At 71.5% G+C, this 23,533-nt stretch carries 21 protein-coding genes; 8 read left to right on the top strand and 13 right to left on the bottom strand.

Annotation, left to right across the window (positions count from 1 at the left end):
• Window positions 1–5: 5 nt before the first annotated feature.
• Together QSK34_RS02285 and QSK34_RS02280 are read right to left on the bottom strand one after the other, a co-directional pair.
• Window positions 6–1,562, bottom strand: a complete 1,557-nt coding sequence (locus tag QSK34_RS02285; protein ID WP_285579321.1) for a DHA2 family efflux MFS transporter permease subunit — start codon at window positions 1,560–1,562, stop codon at window positions 6–8.
• A gap of 90 nt (window positions 1,563–1,652) precedes the next feature.
• Window positions 1,653–2,855 (bottom strand): MFS transporter, encoded by a 1,203-nt coding sequence (locus QSK34_RS02280; protein WP_285579319.1) that lies wholly within the window; start codon window positions 2,853–2,855, stop codon window positions 1,653–1,655.
• Window positions 2,856–3,008: 153 nt separating this feature from the next.
• On the opposite strand from QSK34_RS02280, the gene panB reads away from it, so the two are divergent.
• Window positions 3,009–3,833, top strand: a complete 825-nt coding sequence (gene panB, locus QSK34_RS02275) for a 3-methyl-2-oxobutanoate hydroxymethyltransferase (RefSeq protein WP_285579317.1) — start codon at window positions 3,009–3,011, stop codon at window positions 3,831–3,833.
• A gap of 250 nt (window positions 3,834–4,083) precedes the next feature.
• Here panB and QSK34_RS02270 read toward each other — a convergent pair whose 3' ends face one another.
• Window positions 4,084–4,983 carry a threonine/serine dehydratase gene (locus QSK34_RS02270; RefSeq protein WP_285579316.1) on the bottom strand — a complete coding sequence of 300 codons (900 nt, stop codon included), beginning with the start codon at window positions 4,981–4,983 and terminating at the stop codon, window positions 4,084–4,086.
• A 33-nt stretch (window positions 4,984–5,016) separates the two neighbouring features.
• The gene (locus QSK34_RS02265; RefSeq protein ID WP_285579314.1) at window positions 5,017–6,189 is read right to left on the bottom strand and encodes a trans-sulfuration enzyme family protein; all 1,173 of its coding nucleotides are present in this window, start codon (window positions 6,187–6,189) and stop codon (window positions 5,017–5,019) included.
• Window positions 6,190–6,278: 89 nt separating this feature from the next.
• On the opposite strand from QSK34_RS02265, the gene QSK34_RS02260 reads away from it, so the two are divergent.
• Window positions 6,279–7,724 (top strand): aminotransferase-like domain-containing protein, encoded by a 1,446-nt coding sequence (locus tag QSK34_RS02260; RefSeq protein WP_285579312.1) that lies wholly within the window; start codon window positions 6,279–6,281, stop codon window positions 7,722–7,724.
• 64 nt (window positions 7,725–7,788) lie between these two features.
• Entirely contained in the window at window positions 7,789–8,466 is a 678-nt protein-coding gene (locus QSK34_RS02255; RefSeq protein WP_285579310.1) for an alpha/beta fold hydrolase, read from the top strand.
• Here the strand turns inward: QSK34_RS02255 and npdG are convergent, their stop codons facing one another.
• A complete protein-coding gene (gene npdG / locus QSK34_RS02250) occupies window positions 8,467–9,129 on the bottom strand; it encodes an NADPH-dependent F420 reductase (protein ID WP_285579308.1) in 663 nt (220 codons plus the stop codon).
• A gap of 57 nt (window positions 9,130–9,186) precedes the next feature.
• A complete protein-coding gene (locus QSK34_RS02245) occupies window positions 9,187–10,332 on the bottom strand; it encodes a lipase family protein (protein WP_285579306.1) in 1,146 nt (381 codons plus the stop codon).
• A gap of 165 nt (window positions 10,333–10,497) precedes the next feature.
• Between QSK34_RS02245 and QSK34_RS02240 the strand changes: the two genes are divergently transcribed.
• A complete protein-coding gene (locus QSK34_RS02240; RefSeq protein ID WP_285579304.1) occupies window positions 10,498–11,076 on the top strand; it encodes a hypothetical protein in 579 nt (192 codons plus the stop codon).
• A gap of 32 nt (window positions 11,077–11,108) precedes the next feature.
• Here the strand turns inward: QSK34_RS02240 and QSK34_RS02235 are convergent, their stop codons facing one another.
• Window positions 11,109–12,059, bottom strand: a complete 951-nt coding sequence (locus tag QSK34_RS02235; protein WP_285579302.1) for a LysR family transcriptional regulator — start codon at window positions 12,057–12,059, stop codon at window positions 11,109–11,111.
• Between the two features lie 75 nt (window positions 12,060–12,134).
• Here QSK34_RS02235 and QSK34_RS02230 point away from each other — a divergent pair, with 75 nt between their 5' ends.
• Entirely contained in the window at window positions 12,135–12,392 is a 258-nt protein-coding gene (locus QSK34_RS02230; protein ID WP_161480255.1) for a CBU_0592 family membrane protein, read from the top strand.
• Window positions 12,389–13,018, top strand: coding sequence for a cyclase family protein (locus QSK34_RS02225; protein ID WP_285579299.1), 630 nt, complete (start codon window positions 12,389–12,391; stop codon window positions 13,016–13,018). The genes QSK34_RS02230 and QSK34_RS02225 overlap by 4 nt, the downstream gene beginning before the upstream one ends.
• Window positions 13,019–13,189: 171 nt before the next feature.
• On the opposite strand, the gene QSK34_RS02220 is transcribed toward QSK34_RS02225, so the two are convergent.
• Complete coding sequence (locus QSK34_RS02220; protein WP_235966816.1) at window positions 13,190–13,378, bottom strand: hypothetical protein; 189 nt, start codon at window positions 13,376–13,378, stop codon at window positions 13,190–13,192.
• A 43-nt stretch (window positions 13,379–13,421) separates the two neighbouring features.
• Here QSK34_RS02220 and map point away from each other — a divergent pair, with 43 nt between their 5' ends.
• The gene (gene map / locus QSK34_RS02215) at window positions 13,422–14,270 is read left to right on the top strand and encodes a type I methionyl aminopeptidase (protein ID WP_285579295.1); all 849 of its coding nucleotides are present in this window, start codon (window positions 13,422–13,424) and stop codon (window positions 14,268–14,270) included.
• Here the strand turns inward: map and QSK34_RS02210 are convergent.
• The 5 genes from QSK34_RS02210 to QSK34_RS02190 form a co-directional block, all read right to left on the bottom strand.
• Entirely contained in the window at window positions 14,257–14,676 is a 420-nt protein-coding gene (locus tag QSK34_RS02210; protein ID WP_030450579.1) for a sensor histidine kinase, read from the bottom strand. The genes map and QSK34_RS02210 overlap by 14 nt on opposite strands.
• 103 nt (window positions 14,677–14,779) lie before the next feature.
• Complete coding sequence (locus QSK34_RS02205) at window positions 14,780–16,798, bottom strand: bifunctional copper resistance protein CopD/cytochrome c oxidase assembly protein (RefSeq protein ID WP_285579293.1); 2,019 nt, start codon at window positions 16,796–16,798, stop codon at window positions 14,780–14,782.
• Window positions 16,799–16,806: 8 nt separating this feature from the next.
• Window positions 16,807–17,358, bottom strand: coding sequence for a copper resistance CopC family protein (locus tag QSK34_RS02200; protein WP_285579291.1), 552 nt, complete (start codon window positions 17,356–17,358; stop codon window positions 16,807–16,809).
• Window positions 17,359–17,441: 83 nt separating this feature from the next.
• The gene (locus QSK34_RS02195; RefSeq protein WP_285582006.1) at window positions 17,442–18,716 is read right to left on the bottom strand and encodes a helix-turn-helix domain-containing protein; all 1,275 of its coding nucleotides are present in this window, start codon (window positions 18,714–18,716) and stop codon (window positions 17,442–17,444) included.
• 991 nt (window positions 18,717–19,707) lie between these two features.
• Window positions 19,708–21,177 (bottom strand): PucR family transcriptional regulator, encoded by a 1,470-nt coding sequence (locus QSK34_RS02190; RefSeq protein WP_285579289.1) that lies wholly within the window; start codon window positions 21,175–21,177, stop codon window positions 19,708–19,710.
• Between the two features lie 108 nt (window positions 21,178–21,285).
• Here QSK34_RS02190 and QSK34_RS02185 point away from each other — a divergent pair, with 108 nt between their 5' ends.
• Window positions 21,286–23,514 carry a molybdopterin cofactor-binding domain-containing protein gene (locus QSK34_RS02185; RefSeq protein WP_285579287.1) on the top strand — a complete coding sequence of 743 codons (2,229 nt, stop codon included), beginning with the start codon at window positions 21,286–21,288 and terminating at the stop codon, window positions 23,512–23,514.
• The last annotated feature ends 19 nt before the right edge of the window (window positions 23,515–23,533 follow it).

Below are 23,533 nucleotides of genomic sequence, written 5' to 3'. Positions count from 1 at the left end.
GTCTTCTATCCTACGGCGCTTTCGGCCTTCACAAGGTCGGGGACGACCGTGGGCGCCGACTTCCCGGGCATCCAGCGGGCCACCACGAAGACGCCGATCAGGGTCATCAGCGCGGCCCCGCCCGACGCCCAGTGGACGCCCGTCACGAACGCCTCGTTGGCGGCGTGCAGCAGCGAGGTGCCCTGCGGGCCGAGGGCCGAGGCGACCCCGGCCGCGCCGGCGATCGACTCCTGGGCCACGTGGCCCACGTCGCCGGGCAGCGCGGCGGCCACGCCCTCCATGTCGCTGCGGTAGCTGGCCGACAGGATCGCGCCCAGGACCGCGATGCCGAGGCACGAGCCGACCTGGCGGAACACGTTGCTCATCGAGGAGCCGACGCCGGCCTTCTCGCGCGGCAGCGCGTTCATGATGGCGGTCGTCGCGGGCGGCAGGATGTTGGCCATCGCGCCGCCCTGGACGAAGCCCAGCACGAGCAGGATCCAGATCGGGGTGTCGACGCCGACGAAGACGTAGGCGCCCAGCACCAGCGTGATCACGGTCATCGCGACGGTGCCGACGAGCTTGGCGCCGTAGCGCTCGACCATGGCGGCGCTGCGCGGGGAGAAGAGGAGCTGGCCCGCCGCGAAGGGCAGCACGAGCGCGCCCGACTGCAGCGGGGAGTAGCCGCGCACGATCTGCCAGTAGAAGGCCATGAAGAACATCACGCCGATGGCGGAGAAGAACGTCAGGCCGACCGTGGTGATCGCGGTGGTGAAGGCCGGGTTGCGGAAGTGGCGCACGTCGAAGGCCGGGTGGTCGGTGCGGGCCTCGTACCAGACGAACCCCGCGAGGATCGCCACGCCGACCGCGACCGGCACGATGACGGTCACGTCGGCGACGGTGCCGAGGTCGCTGATCCGGACGATGCCGTAGACGAGCGAGATCAGGCCGAGGATCGACAGCACCACGCCGATCGGGTCGAGCCTGGCCTTGTGCGGGTCCTTGGAGTCCGGCACCAGCACGGCGTTGAGGACCAGTCCGATCAGCACGATCGGCACGTTGACCAGGAAGACCGAGCCCCACCAGAAGTGCTCCAGGAGCAGGCCGCCGGTGATGGGGCCGATGGCGACGGCGATGCCGACCCCGGCCGCCCAGATGCCGATGGCCCGGCCGCGCTCGTGGAAGGGGAAGACGTTGGAGATGATCGCGAGGGTGGCCGGCATGATCGCCGCGCCCCCGACGCCCATGAGGGCCCTGGCGGCGATCAGCTGGTTGGGGTCCTGCGCGTACCCGCTGGCCACCGAGGCCAGCAGGAACAGGGCCATGCCCGCCATCAGCATGCGCTTGCGGCCGAGCCGGTCGCCGAGCACGCCGAAGGTGAACAGCAGGCCGGCGAAGGCCAGGGTGTAGGAGTTCATGGCCCATTCGAGCTCGCTCTGGGTGGCGCCCAGTCCGTGAACGGGATCGGCGATCGTCTTGATCGCCACGTTCAGGATCGTCTGGTCGAGCACCACCGCGAGCAGCGAGAACACCATCACGCCGAGGATCTGCCAGCGGCGCGGGTGTCCCGAGTGTGCATCCACGGATGCCCCCGATAACTTTCGATACGATGTCGTTTCGTATCGAAATGTACACCCGGCGAATAACGATACGCAACGGTCGCGTTTCGAAAACTAGGCGGGCACCTCAACGGGTTCCGCCGCCTTGACCGGCATCCGCCAGAACGGCACCGCGACCAGCACCAGCACCAGCCCGATGAGCCCCGCCCCGGTGAACGCCCACTTCGGGCCCCAGGCGTCGATGATCAGGCCGGCCACCGGGCCCGCCAGCGAGACGCCGATGGTGAGGAACGTCCCGTGCATGCCCATCGATTCCCCGCGCGCGGCGGCCGGGACCGATTTGTTGACGTAGTCGACCGTCGTCGACAACGACGGGGCGCAGAGCAGGCCGCCGGGGATCAGCGCCGGGATCAGCCACCACCAGCCGCCGCCGACGAAACCGACCGGGATGGTCAGCGCGCACAACCCGCCGATCATGACGAGCGGGGAGAAGCCGCGCGGCAGCACACCGTAGACGAACCCGCCGACGAGGGAGGCGAAGCACCACAGGCCGATGACGAGCCCGATCCAGACGGTGTCCCCGGAGCGCTGAAGGGTGGCGACGATCGCCAGGTCCGTCGCGGTCAGCACGAAGGTCAGCGCGGCGGTCACCCCGAAGATGGTCAGCACCCGCACGTTCAGCCAGTGCCGCGTCGGCACCTTCCGCTGAGGCCCCTCGGCCAGTTCCTCGGCCGACCGGCTCGGCGGGTCGAGCAGGTAGAGCCCCAGCCCCGCCAAAGCGAACCCGACGCCGACGGCCCGCATGGCCACTGTGCTCGACAGCAGGCTCACCGCGGCGGCCCCGACGGCCGGCCCGATCATGTACGACAACTCGACGCACATCGAGTCGAGCGCGAACCCCGTCCGGTGCTGCTCCTTGGGCACCATCGCGGCCACGCACTGCCGGATCAGCCCGAAGACCGGCAGCATCAGCAGCCCGCCCACGAAGGCCGCAGCCACCAGCGCCTCATAGGGCAACGAGGGCGCGGCCAGCCAGAACACCACCTGCGCCAGAGTGGTCACCGCCACGACCGGCCGGACGCCCCGGCGGTCGACCACCCGCCCGAGCAGCGGCGACCCCACCGCGATGCCGACGGTGGAGGCGGCGCTCACCACCCCCGCCTGCAACGCGGAGACCTCCAACGTGTCGGCCGCGTGCAGCCAGATGGTGAGCCCGGTCGCGGTCGCCGGGATGCGGGTGACCAGCCCCAGGGCCACCAGTGAGGGGACGCCCGGGAGCCGGAAGAGCCTCCGGTAAGGTTCAATCGCCGTTTTCATTACTTACGACCTCCGCACGGCATTGTGCCAAGCGGCGGGCTTCTGACAGAACCGGATTACGGGTAGTGGGCGGGGTGTTCTATCCCGATGTCGCATGCGATGATGCGACTGTCCGGGGACGCCACAGGGGCGCCACGAGACCAGGAGGTAGCCATGTCCTCTGCACTTTACGGTGGGGCCGCCGGCCGCCGGGTGACCGTACGCGACATCCAGGCAGCGAAGTCGAGCGGCGAGAAGTGGCCGATGGTGACGGCCTACGACGCCATGACCGCCCGCGTCTTCGACGAGGCCGGCATCCCGGTCATGCTCGTCGGCGACTCGGCCGCGATGGTCGTCTACGGCTACGACTCGACCCTGCCGGTCACGGTCGACGACCTCATCCCGCTCACGGCGGCGGTGGTCCGGGGCTCCTCGCGCGCCCTCGTCGTCGCCGACCTGCCCTTCGGCTCCTACCAGGCGAGCCCCGCCCAGGCGCTGGAGACCGCGGCCCGCTTCATGAAGGAGGCCGGCGCCCACGCGGTCAAGCTCGAAGGCGGCCACCGGGTGCTCCCCCAGGTCGAGGCCCTCGTGTCGGCCGGCATCCCGGTCATGGGCCACCTGGGCCTGACCCCCCAGTCGGTCAACGCGTTCGGCGGCTACCGCGTCCAGGGGCGCGGTCAGTCGGGCGACGAGCTGATGGCCGACGCCAAGGCGCTCGAACACGCCGGGGCCTTCTCGCTGGTCCTCGAATGTGTGCCGACCGACCTGGCCGACCGCGTGACCGCCGCCCTGTCGATCCCCACGATCGGCATCGGCGCGGGGCCCGGCACCGACGCGCAGGTGCTCGTCTGGCAGGACCTCATGGGCCTGACCGAGCGCCCGGCGAAGTTCGTGAAGAAGTACTTCGACCTCCACGGCGAGATGGACCGCGCGGTCCGCGCCTTCGCCGACGAAGTGAGCTCCGGGGCCTTCCCGGCCAAGGAGCACAGCTACAGCTAACCTCACCGGTCACCCCCGTCGCGACACAGACTCCGCCGGGGGTGACCGGGAGGTCCCTTCCTCCGTTACGGCTTCGCCTACAGCGGCCCCGGCCGCCGTAGGCCCGCCACGCCGTATCCGGCGCCGACCACCCGCTTTCGCAACCGCCGCCACGACGGAACACGTCGGCGTCAAACCCGTCTGGCCCGCTCAGACCGGCTTCGAGCAACGACAGGGTCTTGAGCGGCCACGAGGCTGGGCTGGCGCCGAGTTAGGCCAGTGTCGCCGGGTCGGTGTTCGAGCCGCACACCACGATCGCCGTCGTGCTCCCCGGCGGGGGCGTCCACCGGCCCGACAGCAGCGCCGCGTAGGCCGCCGCGCCCGCGTGCTCGGCCGCGACGCGGTGGTCCCGCCACAGGGTGCGGCGGGCCTCGGCGATCGCCTCGTCGCTCACCAGCACGCTCGTCACCCGATCCTGGAGCACGTCGAGCGCGATCTGACCGGCCCTGCTGGCACCCAGCGCGTCGGCACCGAGGCCGGAGACGTTCACCTGGACGGGCTCTCGCGCCGCGAGCGCCTCGTGGATCGTCGGGATGAGTTCGGGTTCGACCACCACGACCTCGCCGCCGAACGCCGCCCGCACTCCCCCCGAGAGGCCGCCGCCGCCCGCCGCGACCACGATCGTGTCCAGGCCCGGGACCTGCTCCTCCAGTTCCAGGGCCAGCGTCCCCTGACCGGCGACGACCTCGTGCTGGTCGTAGGCGTGCAGTTCCAGGGCGCCGGTCTCGGCGGCGCGCTTGCGGGAGGCGCCGAGGGCGTCGGCGTAGATGGCGCCGGTCACCACGACCTCGGCGCCGAGCGCGCGCAGGCCGGCGATCTTGACCGGCGCGCAGACCTCGGGGACGAAGATCTCCGCCCTGATCCCCAGCGCCCGCGCCGCGTGGGCCACCGCCAGGCCGTGGTTGCCGCCGCTGGCGGCGATCACCCCGGCCGCCGGGAGGTCGGCGGAGAGCATGCGGTTGAAGGCGCCGCGGACCTTGAACGAGCCCGCGTGCTGGAGGCACTCCAGCTTGAGCCAGACCCCGGGGGCGGCCTCGACGACCGGCGTGCGCCGGACGCGCCCGCCGATCACCGAAGCGGCCTCGATCACGTCGTCACGGGTGAGCGTCATCGGCCCATCATGGCGCAGCTCCGGACGGACCACTCAGCCGAGGGCCTGGGCGAAGTCGGCCCACAGGTCCTCGGGGTGTTCGATGCCGACCGCGATCCTGACCGTGCCGGGGTTGATGCCCGCCGCCGCCAGCGCGGCGTCGGAGACCGAGCGGTGGGAGGTGGACGCGGGGTGCAGGACCAGCGTCTCGACGCCGCCGAGCGAGGGCGCGAGCAGCGCCACCTTCAGCGACTTCATGAACCGCACTCCGGCCTCCCGGCCGCCCGCGAGGTCGATGGAGAAGACGCCGCCGAAGTCGGGCAGCAGCTTGACGGCCAGGGCGTGCGACTTGTGCGTGGGCAGCCCCGGCCAGTGGACCGCCGCGACGGCCGGGTGCTCGGCGAACCGGGTGGCCAGCAGGCGGGCGTTCTCGTTGTGCCGGGCCATCCGCAGCGGCAGCGTCTGGAGGCCGCGCAGCGACAACCACGACGCGAACGGGTCGGGCGCCGCGCCGAGGCCGCAGTGGAACTTCCAGACCTTGCGGTGCAGCTCGTGGTCGGCGAAGACGGAGATGCCGCCGACGATGTCGGCGTGGCCGGACAGGTACTTCGTCGAGGAGTGCACGACGATCGAGGCGCCGTGCTCGATGGGCCGGCACACGACGGGCGAGGCGAAGGTGTTGTCGACCATTACCGGGACGCCCGCCTCGCGGGCCACGGCGCACATGCCCGGCAGGTCGGCGACCTGGGTCATCGGGTTGGCGATGGTCTCCAGGTAGAGGAGCCTGGTCTCCGGGCGGAAGGCCGCGCGGGCCGCCTCGGGGTCGTCCTCGGGCACGTACGTGACCGAGATCCCGAACCTGGCCTCCAGTTCCTCCAGCATGTGGCCGGTGCCCCCGTACAGGGAGTGCTGCGCGACCACGTGGTCGCCGGGGCTGAGCAGGGCCAGGAAGACGGTGTTGATCGCGCCCATGCCCGTCGCGGCGGCGACGGCGGCGACGCCGCCCTCCAGGCCGGCGACGGCCTCCTCGAACACCCGGGTGGTGGGGTTGGAGTAGCGGCCGTAGACGAAGGCGCCGTCGGGGCGGTCCATGCCGTCGGCGAACACGGCCGGGTCGTCGAACAGGAACCCGGAGGTCTGGTAGATCGGCGTCGAAATCGGCGCACTACCTTCTGGCTGAACCTTGGGAAGGTGGACAACTCGTGTATCCGGTCGCAAATCAGTCACACAGCTAAGGATGACGGGTCACGCGGACTGGTTGGAGAGCCAATCACGGTGAATTGGCTCGCATCGCGATCCAATGTCACCATGGCGGCATGACGGAGGAGGATCGCCTCGTCGGCTGGCTCGGGCGCTGGGCGTCCGGGCGGGGCCCGCTCTATCTGCTGCTGGCCGCCCGATTACGCGGCCTCGTCGACGACGGGCTGCTCGCCCCCGGCTCCCTGCTGCCGCCCGACCGGGTGCTGGCCCGGCGGCTGGCGGTCGGGCGGGGGACGGTCGTCGCGGCGTACGACCTGCTCCAGCAGGAGGGCCGCCTGGTGCGGCGGCGCGGCAGCGGCACGCGTGTGGCCGAGGCGCAGCTGCCGGTCAGCCGCTCGTCCGGCGCGGTCGCCAACCCGCTGCTGCTGCACGTGCTCGACCCGCCCGACGGGGTGACGCTGCTGACCTGCGCGGCCCCCGTCGAGCCGCCGCCGGAACTGGTCGAGGCCTACCGCGAGGCGGCGACGCGGCTGCCCCGCGACATCGGCTACCACCCGGCCGGGCTGCCGGAGTTCCGGCGCGCGGTGGCCCGCCACTTCACCCGGCTCGGCCTGCCGACCGAGCCCGGCCAGATCCTCGCCACCAACGGCGGCCAGCAGGCGATCTCCCTGCTGGCGAGCCAGTTCGTCAGCCCCGGCGACACGGTACGGCTGGAGTCGCCCACCTACACCGGGGCGTCGGAGATCCTGCTCGACGCCGGGGCCAGGATCGACGCCTGCGACCTCGACGAGCTGCACGAACGGGGCGTGTTGTCACCCCGTGGCCGGTCGGCGCCGGTGCGGCCCGCGCTGGCGTACACGATCCCGACCGCCCACAACCCCACCGGCCGGGTGATGCCGCCCCTGGCCCGGCGCCGCCTGGTGGCGTGGGCCGAGGAGGCCGACGTGCCGCTGATCGACGACGCGGTCCCGGCCGAGTTGTGCTTCGACGGCGAGCGCCCGCTCCCGCTGGCCGCCTACGCCCGGGGCGAGCAGGTCCTCACGGTGGGCTCGCTGAGCAAGCTGGTGTGGGGCGGCCTGCGGGTCGGCTGGATCAGGGCGGCGGAGCCGGTGATCTCCCGCCTGGCCCGGCGGCGGGCCGTCCACGACCTGGGCGGCGACGCCGTCGGCCAGCTCGCGGCGGCGATCCTGCTCGACCGGGCCGACGAGGTGCGGCGGGCCCGGCTGGAGACGCTGAAGCGCCGCCACGACCACCTGGTCGCGCTGCTGCGCGAGCACCTGCCCGAGTGGTCGGCCCGGCCGGTGGCGGGCGGGCAGACGTTGTGGGTGCGCCTGCCCCGGGGCGACGCGGGTGCGTTCGCTCAGGTCACCGCCCGCCACGGGGTCGCGGTGCCGCCCGGAACGGCCTTCGACCCGGCCGGGACCGGCTACGAGATCATGTTGCGCCTGCCGTTCGTGCACCCCGAGCCCGAGCTGACCCGCTGCGTCGAGGGCCTGAGATCGGCCTGGCACGACTACGACGGCACGCGCCGCCGGCCGGCTCTCCCGACGCTCGTGGTCTAGAAGATTGTTCACGGGCAGCGGACAAGCCATCCAAAATCGCCGCCGCGGGTGAATGCTTGTGCTCATGGACGCCACCTTCCTCCTCGTGCACAGCCCCGCGGTCGGACCGGCCACGTGGACCCCGGTGGCGGCCGAGCTCCGCGCCCGCGGCCGGCACGCCGTGGTCCCGTCGCTGACCGACGTGACGGCGGGCCCGCCGCCCTACTGGCCGCGGGTGGTCGACCAGGTGTCCGTGGCGGCCCCCGACGGCCCGGTGGTGGTCGTCGCCCACAGCAACGCCGGCCTCTACGTGCCCCTCGTGGCCGAACGCCTGCGCGGCCAGGTGACGGCGGTGCTGTTCGTGGACGCCGCCCTCCCGCCCCGGCGCGGCTCGATCCCGGCGGCCGAGTCCGACCACCTGACGTTCCTGGGCGCGATGGCCGACGAGAACGGCGTGCTGCCGCGCTGGACCGACTGGTGGCCCGAGGAGATGGTGTCGGCGCTGGTCCCCGACCGGCGCACCCGCGACGAGATCGTGGCCGAGCAGCCGCGCCTGCCGTTGCTCTACTACAGCCAGCACATCCCCGTCCCGCACACGTGGGACCACGTGCGCGGCGCCTACCTGTGGTTCAGCGACCCCTACGAGCGCCCGGCCAAGGAGGCCGACGAGCGGGGCTGGCCGGTGACCCGGATCCCGGGCGACCACCTGCACCAGGTGGTCGCGCCGGGAGCGGTGGCCGACTGGCTCGTCGCGAACGCCTGACTAGACGTCGGTCACCCGGATGCCCGCGTGCGCCTTGTAGCGCCGGTTGATCGACACCAGGTTGGCCGTGAACGCCTCGACCTGGTGGGCGTTGCGCAACCGCCCGCCGTAGATCCCCCGCACCCCCGGGATGCGGGCCGCGAGGGCCTGCACGAGGTCGGTGGCCTCGCGGTCGTCGCCGAGCACCAGCACGTCGAGGTCGATCGCCTCGACCGCGGGGTCGAGCAGCAGCTTGGCCGACACGTGGTGGAAGGCCCCGACGACCCGGCTGCCGGGCAGCACCGCCGCGGCCTGCTGCGCCGCGCTGCCCTCCTCGACGGGGAGGGCGTAGGCGCCCTGCTTGTCGAACCCGAGCGGGTTGACGCAGTCGACCACGATCTTGCCCGCCAGCACGTCGGCCAGGTCGGTGAGCAGCGCCTTGTGGCCGTCCCACGGGACCGCGACGATCACCAGGCCGGCCTCGGCGGCGACGTCGGCGTTGGCGCCGCCCTCGACGCGGCCCGCGTCGGCCAGCGCCTCGGCCGCCGCCTGGGCGCGCTCGGCGCTGCGGGAGCCGATGAGCACGCGGTGCCCGGCCAGGGCGAACCGGCGAGCCAGGCCGTTGCCCTGGTCGCCGGTCCCGCCGAGGATCGCGATCGTCACATCTTCAAGTCGGTCGGCCATGTTCTCGATCATGCCAGGGACAACACCCGGTCCGGCGCACGTCATCCCCGGCACGGGTCAGCAGTTGCCGAAGGCCGGCAGCCCGAGCACCCGCCCGGCCAGCCACGCGACGGCCAGCGGCCCGCCCTCGACCGCGCCGAGCACGTGGCTGGGCGCCGGGACGCTCGTCCAGGTGACCGTGCCGCCCTTGGCGCACCACTCGGAGCGCAGTGTGCGGCCGACGGCGATCGGGATGATCTCGTCGCCGGTGCCGTGCCAGACGAACACGGGCACGGCGGGCCGGGTCGCGCCGAGGCGGTTCTCCTGGAGGCGGGCGCTCCAGTCGGGCCGGTTCATGACGTCCTGGGTGGTGAGGTCGGTCAGGGTACGCCCGGCGAGCTTGTCGCGCAGCTCGTCGACGCAGTCGTCCCGGGCGTCGGCGAACAGGGCGGCCCCTTCGGGGGTGAGGTAGTCGGCCAGGCGCAGTTCGGGGTAGGCCGCGTCGAAGCCGAGCCCGGCCGCCGCGGCCAGGCCGAAGTCGCCGCCGCCGTCGACGTTCTCGGCGACCTTCCTCAGGTCGGCCGGCACGCCGCCCGCCGCCACCCCGCGCAGCCGCAGCTCGGGGGCGTACGACGGCTGGAGCTGGGCCGCCCACCCCGCCGACGCGCCTCCCTGCGAGTACCCCATGATCACCACGGGCCCGCCGGCCGCCAGCCCCGCGTCGGGCACCCGGGTGGCCGCCCGGATCGAGTCGAGCACCGCGTGCGCCTGGGATCTCCCGGCCATGTACGTGTGGTCTCCCGGCGTCCCCAGCCCCTCGTAGTCGGTGACCGCCACGGCCCAGCCCTTGAGCAGCATCAGGCTGACGAAGGCCAGTTCGAGCTCGGTCCCGTTCGCCATGGCGGCGCTGGGCGCGCACTGGTCGCCGAGGCCGTGGGTGCCGACGGCGTACCCGACGATGGGCCGTTTACCTGAATATCCGGACTTGGGGACGAGCAACGTCCCGGAGACGACGTTCGACCCCCCGATCGCCGAGGTCGACCGGTAGCGAAGGTGCCAGGCCCGGACCGGCACCTCCAGGAGCCGGCCGGGCGCGAGGTAGACGGTGGTCGGGGTGGCCTCGACGACGTCGCCCGGCGCGGCGGCCTGAGCACCCGACGGCACGAGGAGAGGGAACACGAGGGCCGCGATCGCGAGCACGGTCGCACGGACTCGAAGACGCATGGGGACATGCCGCCCTTCACGGGATCACTTCTCGGGGGACGGCGCCGTGAGCCGATGGTTACCCGCGAGTAGACGCGAGTCAAGTACCGAGTCAGGCGAATTGTCCCGTGCCGGAAAAACCGAAGCCCCCGGTGCGCCCCCACCCCCTGGGGCACGATGAACACCATGGACGCCGAAGCGGTCAGCCTCCTCCGCGAGGCCCTCGACTCCACCGAATGGCCCGACCGGGCCCGCGCCCTCGGCAGGGCGATGCGCACCACCCGCTCTCCCGGAGGCCTGCTGATCGCCGGCACCCCCGACGACGAACCCTGGCACCTGACCGCCCACCTGGCCGACGAGGCCCGCTTATCGGGCCTGACCCAGCTCACCCCGACGCTGGTCCGCTGGTCCCCCGACCTGACGGCGCCGCCGCACCTACGGGTGGGCGTCGACCGCCTCTCGGAGGCGCGGCGGGGCGAGACGCTGGTCGTGGTGGCGGAGAGCCAGGCCCCCGTGCCGCTGCTCGAACGGGTCTCCGACGCCCGCAAGACGGGCGCGACCATCCTCGCCATCGACGGCGGCGACCCGGAGCTGGAGGCCCTGGCCCACGACGCCTTCGCGGTCCCCCGGCTGACCGCCCCGCTGACCTTCGACGGCGCCCAGCACCTGGTCAGCATGGCCGCCGGGGAGGCCCCCCGGAAGGGCCTGCGGGAACGTCTGGCCAGACTGGCCGACCGGATCACCGGCCCGCGCGTGCCGGATTGAGGGAACCGGCCCGCACCCGGGCGGCCTGGGGTTCAGTGGGCCTCCAGGGAGGCGCTCAGCACCGCCACCCGCTCGGTCAGTTCCTCGGCCGCCTCCCGCAGGACCTCGATCACCACCGCCTGGACCGGGTCGGGCTCCCCCGACCGCGTCCGGCTCACCCGGGTCAGGGCCTCGATGCGCCGCGACCCCACCCCGTGGATGCCGGTCACCACGACCTCGCCCCGGGGGAAGTCGAGCAGCGCCAGCGACGGCACGATCGCCACCCCGTGGCCCGCCGCGACCAGGCTGAGCACGGGCGGGAACTCCGAGATGATGTGGGTGCGCCGCGGCTCGAAGCCGTGGAGCTGGCTGAGCCGCTCCAGGGCGGCGCCGCAGGCCTGGAACGGCACGCCCGCCACCCACGGCAGGTCGGCCAGCTCGCCGACGTCGGCGGGGATGCGGTCGAGGGTGGGCGGGGCCACGATCCGGTATTCGTCGTCGTAGAGGCGGTGGCGGGTCATCGACGGGAGCGACGGCGCGGGGGTGCTCATGTCGCGCTCGGTCACCACCAGGTCGACGGCGCCCAGGCGGAGTTCCTGGAGGGCGTCGCTGCCGTACACCTCGTGGATCACCGGGACGATCCGGGGATGCCGCTCGGCGAGCACCCGCAGGGCCGGCACCAGCAGGTGCCTGATCACCGTGGGGAAGGCGGCGATGGTCACCGGACCGGACAGGCGTTCGGTGAAGCGGTTGAGCTCGTCGCGCGCCTCGGAGAGCTGTTCCTCGATGCGCTCTGCGTACGCCGACAGCACCCGCCCCGCCGGGGTGAGGGAGATGCGGCGCTGGGAGCGGTCGAGCAGGGCCAGGCCGACCTCGCGTTCGAGCTGGGCCAGTTGCTGGGAGACGGCCGACGGAGTCAGGTGGAGCGCTTCGGCCGCCTTCATCACGCCACCGCGACGGGCGACCTCATGGAGGATCCGCAACCGCCGGGGATCGATTTCCATGTAGAGAAGCTTATTGGCCGATTAAGTTTTCTTCACTTGCCCTTCAAATGGACATACCGCGAACATGAGGGGCAAATGTCAACGTTCATCACCGCGATCGGCACACTCGGCGCGATCGCCCTGCTCATCGCCTACGGCCTCGTCTCGGCGTCCAAGATGTCCGGCGACAGCCTCGCCTACCAGGCCATCAACCTCGGCGGCGCGGCCGCCCTGGCCGTCAACAGCGGGTATCACGGCGCCTGGCCGTCGGCGATCCTCAACATCGTGTGGAGCGCCATCGGCGTCCTCACCCTCAGCCGGTTCATCGCACGGAAGGCGGCACGGAAGTCATGAGCCTCATCGAACTGAGCCACCGCATCGTCGAAGGGATGATCACCTACCCGGGCATCCCCGCGCCGGTCATGGGGGTGCACCTGAGCCGGGAGGCCTCCCGCGACCTCTACGCCGAGGGCACCGAGTTCTTCATCGGCACGATCACCATGGCCGCCAACACCGGCACCTACCTCGACAGCCCCAACCACCGCTTCGCCGACGGCGCCGACCTGTCGGGGCTGCCGCTGGAGAAGCTGGCCGACCTCGACGGCGTGGTCGTGAAGGGCGTCGACCTGCCCGGCGACCTCGACGTCGCGGGCAAGGCCGTGCTCTTCCACACCGGCTGGGACGCCAACTGGGGCACCGACGCCTACTTCACCGGGCACCCCCACCTCACCGCCGAGACCTCGGCGGCCCTCGTGGCGGGCGGCGCGGCCCTGGTCGGCATCGACTCGTTCAACATCGACGCCACTCCCCCGAAGGGCGAGCGCCCCGCCCACACCACCCTGCTCGGCGCGGGCGTCCCGATCGTCGAGCACCTCACCAACCTGGGCGCGCTCCCGGCGTCGGGCTTCCGCTTCCACGCGGCCCCGCCCCTGGTGGCGGGGATGGGCACCTTCCCGGTCCGGGCCTACGCGGTGGTCTGACCTTCCGTTCCCCGTACGCCCACACGTGACGTGCGGGATCGGCCGTCGCGGCGGCGACGCGGCGCGGCCGGGGAGCGCCGGGTGCGGTGTTGCGGATGGACGGCGGCCGGGGCCGAGGTAGGCGGAGCCGTAACGGAGATTCGGCTTCGAGAACGATCCCGCGCCGCCGATCTAGTCGTCGTCCCAGTCCTTGTCCTGGTCCTTCCAGGCCTTGTTGCGGGCCGAGGCCGTGGCCAGCGCGTTGGCCGCCTCGGCCTCGGTGTCGTAGGGCCCCATGCGGTCCTTGTTGGGGCACCCCTGGTCGCCCTCGACGCGCATGTGCTTGAGACAGAACCACCAGTGTCCAGTTTGCTCGCTCACAACGGCCATCTTGCCCCTTCCGCGCGCACATAGACTTGCGCGCATGACGACACTGCTCCGGCCCGGGCGGATCTCGCCCACCCGCAAGGTTCCCGCGCACATCGAGCGTCCGGAATACGTGGGGAAGAAGGAGCCGAAACGCGGCGCGTCAGACGTGCAGACCCCCGAGACGATCGAGAAGATGCGGGTCGCCGGGCGCATCGCCGCCCAGGCCCTCGAAGAGGTCGGCAGGCACGTCGCGCCGGGCGTGACGACCGACGAGCTCGACCGGATCGGCCACGAGTTCCTGCTCGACCACGGCGCCTACCCCTCGACGCTCGGCTACCGCGGCTACCCCAAGTCGCTCTGCACGTCGATCAACGAGGTCATCTGCCACGGCATCCCCGACGACACGGTCCTCAACGACGGCGACATCGTCAACGTCGACATCACCGCCTTCATCGGCGGCGTCCACGGCGACACCGACGCGACCTTCCTCTGCGGCGACGTCGACGAGGAGTCGCGGCTGCTCGTCGAGCGCACCCGCGAGGCCACCAACCGCGCGATCAAGGCCGTCGCGCCGGGCCGGCAGCTCAACATCGTCGGCCGGGTCATCGAGGCCTACGCCAAGCGCTTCGGCTACGGCGTGGTGCGCGACTTCACCGGCCACGGCATCGCCGAGTCCTTCCACAGCGGCCTGATCGTCCCCCACTACGACGACCCGTCGCTCACGGTGACCCTGGTGCCGGGCATGACGTTCACGATCGAGCCGATGCTGACGCTCGGCACGATCGACTACGAGATCTGGTCCGACGGCTGGACGGCCGTGACGAAAGACGGCAGGCGCACCGCCCAGTTCGAGCACACGGTGCTGGTCACCGACTCGGGCGTGGAGATCCTCACGCTCCCCTGAGCGCCCGCTTCGGCACGACGCCGCTCAGCGTCGTGCCGGAGCCCAGCACGCTGTTGATCGACAGGGTGCCGCCGATCTCGACGAAACCGGCCTTCATGGCGGCCAGCCCCCGGCCGGTGGTGCCCTCGGAGAAGCCGACGCCCTCGTCGCTGACGGTCATGCGCAGGCCCGTGTCGCCGACCGTGACGGCGATGGCGACGTGGCGGGCGCCGCTGTGGCGTTCGACGTTCGCGAGCGCCTCGGTCACCACGGCGTAGACCCCCCGCACGACGGCCGACGGCAGCGGCGCGTCGGGCAGCGCCCACGTCTCGACCGCGATGCCGGTCCGGGCCGACCAGTCGCCCAGGTATTCCTCAAGGGCGGGCTTCAGCCCGGTGCCCTCACGCAGCCGCAGTTCCTCGGACAAAGCTCTCCAACTCCCCTGATCTTCACCGGCGACGCTAATGGGTGAGGCTCAAGGAACGGTTGCCGTTTGCTTAGGGTTTGCCGAACCCAGAAGATGATGCCCGTTACCGCTTTTGGTCACGCTTGTTGAGCTTTGCCAGATAGTCGTTGTAGGCGTCGAGCTCGGTGTCACCGGTGCCGCCCGTCCGGGCCGCGACCAGGTCGGCCTTGCGGTCCTGGCGGCGGGCCACCCGCTCGTCGGCCCGCCACCACTGGATGGCCAGCGCGATGAGCACGATCAATGTCGGGATCTCGCCGAAGCCCCAGGCGATGGCCCCGCCGGTGTTCTGGTCGGACAACGACGACGCGCCCCACGTCCGGCCGAGCTGCTCGTACCAGTCGGCGGCCAGCACGCTGCCCATGCTCATGATCGCCATCGCGAAGAACGCGTGGAACGGCATCGTGACGAACAGCAGCAGCAGGCGGCCGAAGTAGGGCAGCTGGTTCGGCGCCGGGTCGACCCCGACGATCACCCAGAAGAACAGGGTGCCGACCAGCAGGAAGTGCAGCGACATGGCGATGTGCCCGAGGTGCTCCTCCATGGCCGACTCGAACAGCGGCGTGAAGTAGAGCGCGTACGTCGACACGACGAACAGGGCGGTCGCGATGGCCGGGTGGGCGACGAACTTGGCGACCCGGCTGTGCAGGACGACGGTGATCCACTCACGCGGCCCCCGGTCGCCCCGTCGCGCGGCGGGCTTCAGCGCCCGGAGCGCCAGCGTCACCGGGGCGCCCAGCACCAGGAAGATCGGCACCAGCATCGAGAGCACCATGTGCTCGGTCATGTGGACGCTGAACAGCACCGGCGCGTAGCGGGCCACGCCGCTCTGGGTGGTCAGGACGAGGATCAGGATGCCCAGGCCCCACGCGATCGACCGCCCGATCGGCCACTTGTCGCCGCGGCGGACGAGGCGGACGACCCCGGCGACGTACAGGCCCCCGAGGACCGCCGCGATCACCGCGAAGAAGAGGTCGAACCACCAGAGCCTGAGCAGGTTGGTGAACGAGATCGGCGGCGGCATGACGTAGCCGAGCAGGTCGAACGCCCGGTCGGTGGGCAGCGTCTCGACGGGCGGCGGCGCGGTCTGCGCCAGCGCCACCGCGATGCCGACGGTGCCGGCCATGAGCATGATCTCGCCCAGCGCCAGCCTGACGAACGCCCCCGGCTTTCCGGCGGCCAGGTCGGGCAGGGTGCGCCTGCGGTGCCACCAGCCGACGCCGCCCAGCACGCCATAGGCGACGATCTTGAGGAGCAGGATCACCCCGTACGCGGAGGTGAACAGATCCGACACCGACGCGAGCCGGGCCGCGACCGACGCCAGCCCCGACAGGCCGACCCCGACGAAGCACCAGAACGCCATGCGGGAGAACCGGTCGGCGGCCGTCGGGAGCCGGTCGTGGCCACGCAGGGCGTGGTAGCAGAGCAGCCCGAGCCCGCCGACCCACAGGGCCAGGAAGAGCAGGTGGAAGGCGACCGACGTGGTCGCCAGCCCGTGGTTGGGCGCACTGGAGGAGTGTCCGGTCAGCGCCGGCGGCAGCAGCGTGGCCAGCGAGAACACCAGCAGCCCGCCGGCCGCGCCGACGGTGATGGCCCCCCGCGCGAACAGCGCGATCGAGACCGAGAAGAGCACGACGAGTGTCAGCGCGATGCCCTGCGGCGTCTGCCCGGCGTAGCTGGTCAGCTGATTGCCGTCGAGCACGACGCCGACCGGCTGGCCGAGCGACTGCGACAACCCGAAGACGAGGTTGAGCGCCGCCGCCCCGCCCCAGACCAGGGCCGACCAGCTGGCCGCCTTGGCGTAACCGAGGGCCGTCTTTCCGAGCAGCCCCTTGTCGGAGGGCAGCAGCGCGGCGGCCATGAGGAGGAGCCCGACGGTGACCAGCCCGGCGACGTCCATGCCGAGCTTGGAGACCGGGACCATCCACCGGGTGAGCGTGCCCTCGTCGGGCAGCCCCGGGATGACCCGCGGCGTGGCCGCGCCTCCCGCCACCATGCCGACCACCAGCGCCCCGGCGGCGGCACACCCGCCCGCGATCGCGAGCCGGACCGTACGGTTCATCCGGGCGGCCTTCCCATCGGACATTCCGGCCATTATGGCTTCTTACGCATGCTGAAGGCCATGCCGATCCCGATGCCGGCGATCCCGAAGACCACGATCCAGACCCAGGCGGGGATCTGCCTGCTCTCCTCGGGCCCGTCGGGGTTCGCGGTGGCGCTCGGAGTGGGCGCGGCGGCGGCCTGCACCACCGGCTGAGCCGGCTGGCTCGGCGCGCCCGGCTGGGCCGGCTCGTAGGTGAACGGGATCTCCCCCTCGACGGGGTGCCCGTCACGGGAGACGACGCGGTAGGCGATCGTGTAGGCCCCCGGGGGCAGCGCCGACGGAGGACCGACGTCCTGGACGATCTTGCGGCCGTCGACCCGCGGCTTCCCGTTCTCGTAACGCTCGCCGTCGGGCCCGGTCAGCACGACGGCCGGGAACCGCACCGACTCGCTGAACTCGAGCGTCACCTTGGGCAACGCGGTGACCTGCGCGTTCTCGGCGGGGTCACTGCTCCGCAGAGAGGTGTGCGCGGCGGCCGGCGCGGAGGGCAGCAGAAGGGCCGCGACGACGGCCAGAACGGCGACGATCGGTGAACTCTTCATGGCGCCCTAAGGCTACCGACGCGAGCCGGTGGTCTCACCGCGAGCCCGTTCCCGGGCCGCGGGGACCACCGGTCTCGCCGGGGTCACAGGCCGACGCAGGCCAGGGCCTTCTGGGCGGCGAGGATGCTCTGGTCGTGGTCGTGGAGGCGGTCGTAGGCCTCGGCCACGGTCATCCAGCTCTGGGCCCTGCGGCGCATCGGGGCCGGGTCGAACGACTCGTTGGCGTTGCCCAGCGCCACGGCGGCCTCTTCGTCCTCGTGGAGGAGAAGGAGGGCCTGGCCCTGGACGAGGTTGGCGTCGGCCCAGTGTTCCCCGCCCGACTCGCGCAGCGCCTCGTCGGCGACGCGGGCGTACTGGACGGCCTCGCGCGGGTGGCCCAGGGCCAGTTCGGCGCGGGCAAGCTCGATGTTGCAGCGGGCCTTGTCGAGCACCGAGGCCGACGACTCGCCCAGCTCGCGCAGGGCGCGCAGGAGCAGGTCGCGGCCCACCTCGACGTCGGTGGCGCGGGTGCGGACGATCATGGTCGCGTAGGCCACGCGGAGGCGGGCCAGGTTGCGGGGGTCGCCGCCGTTCTCGGACTGGATGGCCATGGCCCGCTCCAGCAGGCTCATGCCCTCTTCGCCCCGGCCGGTCTCCTGGGCGACGAACGCCGCGTTCCACGAGGCGGCCACGATGGCGCGGGGGGTGCCCAGCAGCTCGGCGGCCGACAGCAGCTCGGAGGCGAAGTGGCGGGCCCGCAGCAGGTCGCCGCGGGTGCGGTAGACCGAGAGCAGGGTCGAGCCGAGCTCGATCAGGGCGTCGGTCCAGGCGGGGCGGGAGTTGCCGCCGAGCAGCGCCTCACCCACCCGCACGGCCTCGCCGAGCTCGCCCTCGTCGCGGTAGCAGCGGCAGAGCGCGACCGCGACGGCCACCTGCCACTCGACCGACATCGGCCGCTCGGTGTCGGCGCGCAGCCCCTTGAGCAGCCGGATCGCCTCGGCCCGGTCGCCGCACGCCTCGGTCGCCAGGGCGCAGCCGTATTCGGCCTCCTGGCGGAGCTGGGCCAGGCCGGTGAGACTGGTGTCGGTGAGGAGCTCGGTGTAGCGGCGGCGGGCCTCCTGCGCCTCGCCGTTCTCCAGCGCCAGCCGCGCGAATCGCAGGCCGACCTCGATCTCTTCCATCTGTTCGGCGGTGACGCCGTTGACCAGATAAGTGAGAGAACAGTCGAGTTTTTGAGCCAGGAGCTCCAGAACTGCCGGAGTAGGGGTACGCTTACCGCTCTCAATTAGGGAAACATAGCTGTCGGACAGCTCAGGATGTGCGAGTTGCGCTTGAGAGAGCCCCCGCTGTCGGCGGATGGTCTTGATGCGCTGACCCACTAGATCTTGACCGGTCACCAGCACCCCCTGGAAAAATGCAAGAACCTCTAGACCCGACGGGAGCCCCACCGTGCGACGCCGCCTGATCATGCTTGCTCTTACGACCCTAGTTGCGGTTACCACCGCCGCAGGGATCAATGCTACGGCCGCCAGCGCCGCTTCGTCCCCCTTGCGCCCTTACAGCCTGGAATGCTGCTGACTCGTTACGTGAGTCAGGAAAGTCAAGGGAAATTTCCTAGCGTGAACCCCATGTGAGCCTCCCCCACCCACTCCCAGGCACCGGGAGCGGATCCCCCCGGCCACAGCATGTACTCGGAATCGCGGCACTGGCCAGTGCCGCGATTCTTTCTATTTCACCTGCGGTCATCACCTAGCGCTTGCATATCATCACGGAATGCGATCTCCGGAAACCGGAGTCCCGGCAACCATCCGACCGGCCGGCCACTGAAGCCACCTCAATTACTCGCGTCGCAGGTCGATCGCCTCCAGAGGCATGGTGAGAGACACATCGGACAGTCCTGACATCGTGGGTGCGGAGTGACTGGGGTGACGCCAGATGCACGTGCAGATGAAAGGGAGCACCCCCGACGCGAGGAACCTCCCTTGAAGACCGTTCTGTCCCGATCGACACTCACGGCCGATCGCGAAACCCTCGGGCGAAGGGAGGACAGATGATCAATGAGGCGCCGGTTCTTCCGTCGGACGCCGCCGCGAGCCCTATCGGCGCACAAGGTGATTCATCGGAAAGCAGCGCAAGGGTCGATTCCGAATGTCCTCCCGTGCGTGAGTGAATCGATTCACCGAGAGAATGGCCGGAAAATCCGGTCTGCCAATTCCGTCGATTTCGCCGGGCGCCCACGACTCACGTGCTCCGGTGACCCTTTTCACCAGTGGATTCGGCGACCGCGCCATCGAGACGGAGTTCCGCGGCGCCGGTTCAGAAAAGGCGCGCGGGCCTCACCCGACTGTTTCCGCTGACGGCCAGGTGCGATCACGAGGCACGGAGGGCCAAATACAAATCCACACGGTCGGCCATCGTGGTCAGATTCCGCCCCGTCAACTCCTCCACCCGCCTGATGCGATAGCGCACCGTGTTCACGTGCACGTGCAACCGCTCGGCGCAGACGTTCCACGAGCCTGCACAGTCGAGGAAAGTCGACAGGGTCCGCACCAGGTCGGCCTGATGCCGCCGGTCATACCCGAACAGCGGGTCGAGCAGCCGTGAAGCGAACCCCCGCCGGATGTCGTCGGGCACCGTAGCCAGCAACAATGCGTGGGTGTAGATCTCGTCGCTGGTCACCAGGCCGCCGTCGCGGGCCTCGGCCATCCGCCGGGCGTACCCGGCCTCCTCGATCCCGCCCCGGATCGCCGCCGGACCGGTCAGGGCGGCGCTGACGCCGAGCGAGAGGCGGACCCCCGGGGTCGCCACGACCGAGAGCCGCGCCGTCAACCGGCCGGTCAGCTCCTCGACGGAGCCGGGCAGGGGCACCACGGCCAGTCCGGTGTCGGCGGCGGCCACGGCGACGACCGAGCGGTCGAGCATCTCCTCCAGGACCAGCCCGCCCAGGGTCGCGGCGTCCGGGCCGTCGGAGGCGCCGGCGCGCAGGGCGGTGCAGGCGACGATCGCGAACGGCGCCGCCACGTCGAGGCCGCAGGTGCGCATCCGGGCCGACAACTCCGGCAGGTCGGCGCTGCCGGCCAGGCCGATGAGCTGCTCCAGCAGCCGCCGTTCGACCCGGCGGCCCTCTTCCATGCGGGTGCGTTCGAGGGCTGCGCACGCGGCCAGCTCGTAGCCGATCTCGGGGTTGACGTCGCCGTCCAGGACCAGCGCCCAGCCGGCCACGCGGGGGCTGCGGTCGACGGTGAAGATCGTGCGGGGGTCGGCGGTGACGTGCGGGAGGCGGACGGCGCGGAGGAACTCGGCGGCCATCCTGGAGGCGTCGGGGACCTCCCCGGCGATCACCCGCCCGGTCGAGGAGACGACGCCGCCGGTGACGCCGAGTTCGTCGTGGGCCATCCGGAAGAGTTCCGGGAGGCCGGCGCCCTCGGCCACGGCGGCGAAGATGCGGCGGTGGCGGCCGAGGGCCAGGCGCTGTTCCCCGGCCATGCGGCGGTCGACCACGTCGATGACCGCGCCGAACGACACCTCGATCGGCACCTCGATCAGGGCCAGGCCGCGTTCGCGGCAGGCGTCCACGAGGTCGTCGGGCACGTGGCCCAGCCGGGCGTCTCCGGCGGCGAGGGCGGTGACGCCGGCCTCGACGAGATGGTCGACGAAGACCTCCGAGTCGGACGGCCGGTGCCGCCACATCATGCCGGTGAGCACCAGTTCGCCGCCGGTCAGATAGCGGCCCGGCCGGGGCAGGTCGGTCACCACGACGCCGGTGATCTCGCCGACCGGCTCCCCGGTCAGCAGGATGAGCCGCAGCGTCTCGTGGGCCAGCAGCTCACTTATCTGCACAAGACCCACCTTATTTGGATGAATCTACAAGCGCCGCCCTCTACGGCCCCGGCGTTTCATGGGTCAGCCGATAGGTCCGGAAACAAAAGGTTGGTCTACTGGGCGTCTATGAGCATCGCCACCGGACGCACCCAGGGAATCGGCCAGGGAATCGGGCAGAGCCTGCTCCGCCCCGACGGCACGCTGAAGGTCACCGGGGAGTTCGCCTACTCCTCCGACCTGTGGCTCGACGGCATGCTCTGGGGCGCGACGCTGCGCAGCCCCCACCCCTCGGCGTGGATCAGGTCGATCGACGTGGGGCCCGCGCTGAAGGTCCCGGGCGTGTACGCCGTGCTGACCCACGAGGACGTCCCCGGCGAGAAGTTCTACGGCCTCGAACACAAGGACCAGCCCGTCCTCGCCATCGACCAGGTCCGCTACCAGGGGGAACCGGTGGCGCTGGTGGCCGCCGACCATCCGGAGACGGCCCGCCGGGCGGCCGATCTCATCGAGGTCGTGTACGAGGCCCGCGAGGCCGTCACCGACCCGCGCCGGGCCGCCTTCGACCCGGAGTGCCCGCAGGTCAGCGTGCACGGGAACCTGGTCAGACACCAGCCCGTCAGGGTGGGCTCGACCTTCACCGCCGACGTGGTCGTCACCGGCGAGTACGAGGTCGGCATGCAGGACCAGGCCTTCCTCGGCCCCGAGTCGGGCCTCGCGGTCCCGGCCGAGGACGGCGGCGTCGACCTCTACATCGCCACCCAGTGGCTCCACGTCGACCAGGACCAGATCGCGCCCTGCCTGAACCTCCCGAAGGACAAGGTCCGCCTCACGCTGGCGGGCGTCGGCGGCGCGTTCGGCGCCCGCGAGGACCTGTCGATGCAGATCCACGCCTCGATGCTGGCCCTGCGCACCGGCAAGCCGGTCAAGTTCGTGTACGGCCGCGAGGAGTCGTTCTTCGGGCACGTCCACCGCCACCCGGCCTGGATGCGCTACGAGCACGGCGCGACCCGCGACGGCAGGCTCGTCTACGTCAAGGCGGAGATCGTGCTCGACGGGGGCGCGTACACCTCCAGCTCGCCGGCAGTGGTCGGGAACGCCGCGTCGCTCGGCGTCGGCCCCTACGAGGTGCCCAACGTCTTCATCGACGCCTACGGGACCTACACCAACAACCCGCCCTGCGGGGCGATGCGCGGGTTCGGGGCGGTCCAGGCCTGTTACGCCTACGAGTCGCAGATGGACCGGCTGGCCGAGGCGTGCGGTCTGTCGCCGGTCGAGATCCGGATCCGCAACGCGGTCTCGCAAGGGTCGCTGCTGGCCACCGGCCAGGTGATCGACACCCCCGCGCCGCTCGCCGACATGCTGCGGGAGCTCGACGCGATGCCTCTTCCGGGGCCGTCGTCGCGCGACCTGCGCGAGCTGCCGGGCGGCGTGGCGCAGACCACCCACGGCGAGGGGGTCAGGCGCGGCGTCGGCTACGGCGTCGGGATCAAGAACATCTGCTTCTCGGAGGGCTTCGACGACTACTCGACCGCCCGGGTGCGGGTGGAGCTGCTCGGCGACGAGCCGCACGTGCTCGTGCACACGGCGGCGGCCGAGGTCGGGCAGGGCCTGATCATGGTCAAGACCCAGATCGCCCAGACCGAACTGGGCATCGACCGGGTCACCATCGTGCCCGCCGACACCACCGTCGGCTCGGCCGGCTCGTCGTCGGCCTCCCGGCAGTCCTACGTCACCGGGGGCGCGGTCCGCGCCGCGAGCCTGGCGGTGAAGGAACGCCTCGACGCGCTGACGGCCGACGGCCGGAGCGTGGCCGAGGTGCTGGCCGCCGAGGGCCCGATCGAGGAGACCCGCGAGTACCGGCACCGCCGGACGTTCCCGATGGACCCGCTGACCGGCCAGGGCGACTCGCACACGCAGCTGGCGTTGTGCGTGCACCGGGCGGTGGTGGACGTCGACGTGGAGCTCGGCTTGATCAAGGTGGTCGAACTGGCCGCCGTCCAGGACGTCGGGAAGATCCTCAACCCGCTCGCTCTGGAAGGCCAGATCCACGGCGGCACGGCCCAGGGTCTCGGGCTGGCGCTGATGGAGGAGATCCAGGTCCGCGACGGGAAGGTGCTGAACCCGTCGTTCACCGACTACCTGATCCCGACCATCCTCGACATGCCGCCGATGAAGTTGTCGATCCTGGAGAACCCCGACCCGCACGCGCCCTACGGGCTGCGGGGAGCGGGCGAACCCCCGACGTTGTCGTCGACCCCGGCCATCGCGGCGGCGGTCCGAGCCGCGACGGGCCTTCCCTTGTCGCGGGTGCCGATCAGACCCGACGACATCGCCTTGAGCACCGTCCCGGCCTAACCGGCCATCACGGCGCCGA

Origin of the sequence: Herbidospora sp. NBRC 101105, from assembly GCF_030269205.1 — a bacterium.
GTDB lineage: Bacteria > Actinomycetota > Actinomycetes > Streptosporangiales > Streptosporangiaceae > Herbidospora > Herbidospora solisilvae.
The sequence above is the reverse complement of the archived record's forward strand: the minus strand, read 5'-3'. Positions and strand labels throughout refer to the sequence as shown.

What these genes read in the sequence shown, in the direction of transcription:
- QSK34_RS02280 (WP_285579319.1), bottom strand. Translation starts at nt 2,855, where the DNA reads ATGAAAACGGCGATTGAACCTTACCGGAGGCTCTTCCGGCTCCCGGGC.
- panB (WP_285579317.1), top strand. Translation starts at nt 3,009, where the DNA reads ATGTCCTCTGCACTTTACGGTGGGGCCGCCGGCCGCCGGGTGACCGTA.
- QSK34_RS02270 (WP_285579316.1), bottom strand. Translation starts at nt 4,983, where the DNA reads ATGACGCTCACCCGTGACGACGTGATCGAGGCCGCTTCGGTGATCGGC.
- QSK34_RS02260 (WP_285579312.1), top strand. Translation starts at nt 6,279, where the DNA reads ATGACGGAGGAGGATCGCCTCGTCGGCTGGCTCGGGCGCTGGGCGTCC.
- QSK34_RS02255 (WP_285579310.1), top strand. Translation starts at nt 7,789, where the DNA reads ATGGACGCCACCTTCCTCCTCGTGCACAGCCCCGCGGTCGGACCGGCC.
- npdG (WP_285579308.1), bottom strand. Translation starts at nt 9,129, where the DNA reads ATGGCCGACCGACTTGAAGATGTGACGATCGCGATCCTCGGCGGGACC.
- QSK34_RS02245 (WP_285579306.1), bottom strand. Translation starts at nt 10,332, where the DNA reads ATGCGTCTTCGAGTCCGTGCGACCGTGCTCGCGATCGCGGCCCTCGTG.
- QSK34_RS02240 (WP_285579304.1), top strand. Translation starts at nt 10,498, where the DNA reads ATGGACGCCGAAGCGGTCAGCCTCCTCCGCGAGGCCCTCGACTCCACC.
- QSK34_RS02235 (WP_285579302.1), bottom strand. Translation starts at nt 12,059, where the DNA reads ATGGAAATCGATCCCCGGCGGTTGCGGATCCTCCATGAGGTCGCCCGT.
- QSK34_RS02230 (WP_161480255.1), top strand. Translation starts at nt 12,135, where the DNA reads ATGTCAACGTTCATCACCGCGATCGGCACACTCGGCGCGATCGCCCTG.
- QSK34_RS02225 (WP_285579299.1), top strand. Translation starts at nt 12,389, where the DNA reads ATGAGCCTCATCGAACTGAGCCACCGCATCGTCGAAGGGATGATCACC.
- map (WP_285579295.1), top strand. Translation starts at nt 13,422, where the DNA reads ATGACGACACTGCTCCGGCCCGGGCGGATCTCGCCCACCCGCAAGGTT.
- QSK34_RS02205 (WP_285579293.1), bottom strand. Translation starts at nt 16,798, where the DNA reads ATGTCCGATGGGAAGGCCGCCCGGATGAACCGTACGGTCCGGCTCGCG.
- QSK34_RS02200 (WP_285579291.1), bottom strand. Translation starts at nt 17,358, where the DNA reads ATGAAGAGTTCACCGATCGTCGCCGTTCTGGCCGTCGTCGCGGCCCTT.
- QSK34_RS02185 (WP_285579287.1), top strand. Translation starts at nt 21,286, where the DNA reads ATGAGCATCGCCACCGGACGCACCCAGGGAATCGGCCAGGGAATCGGG.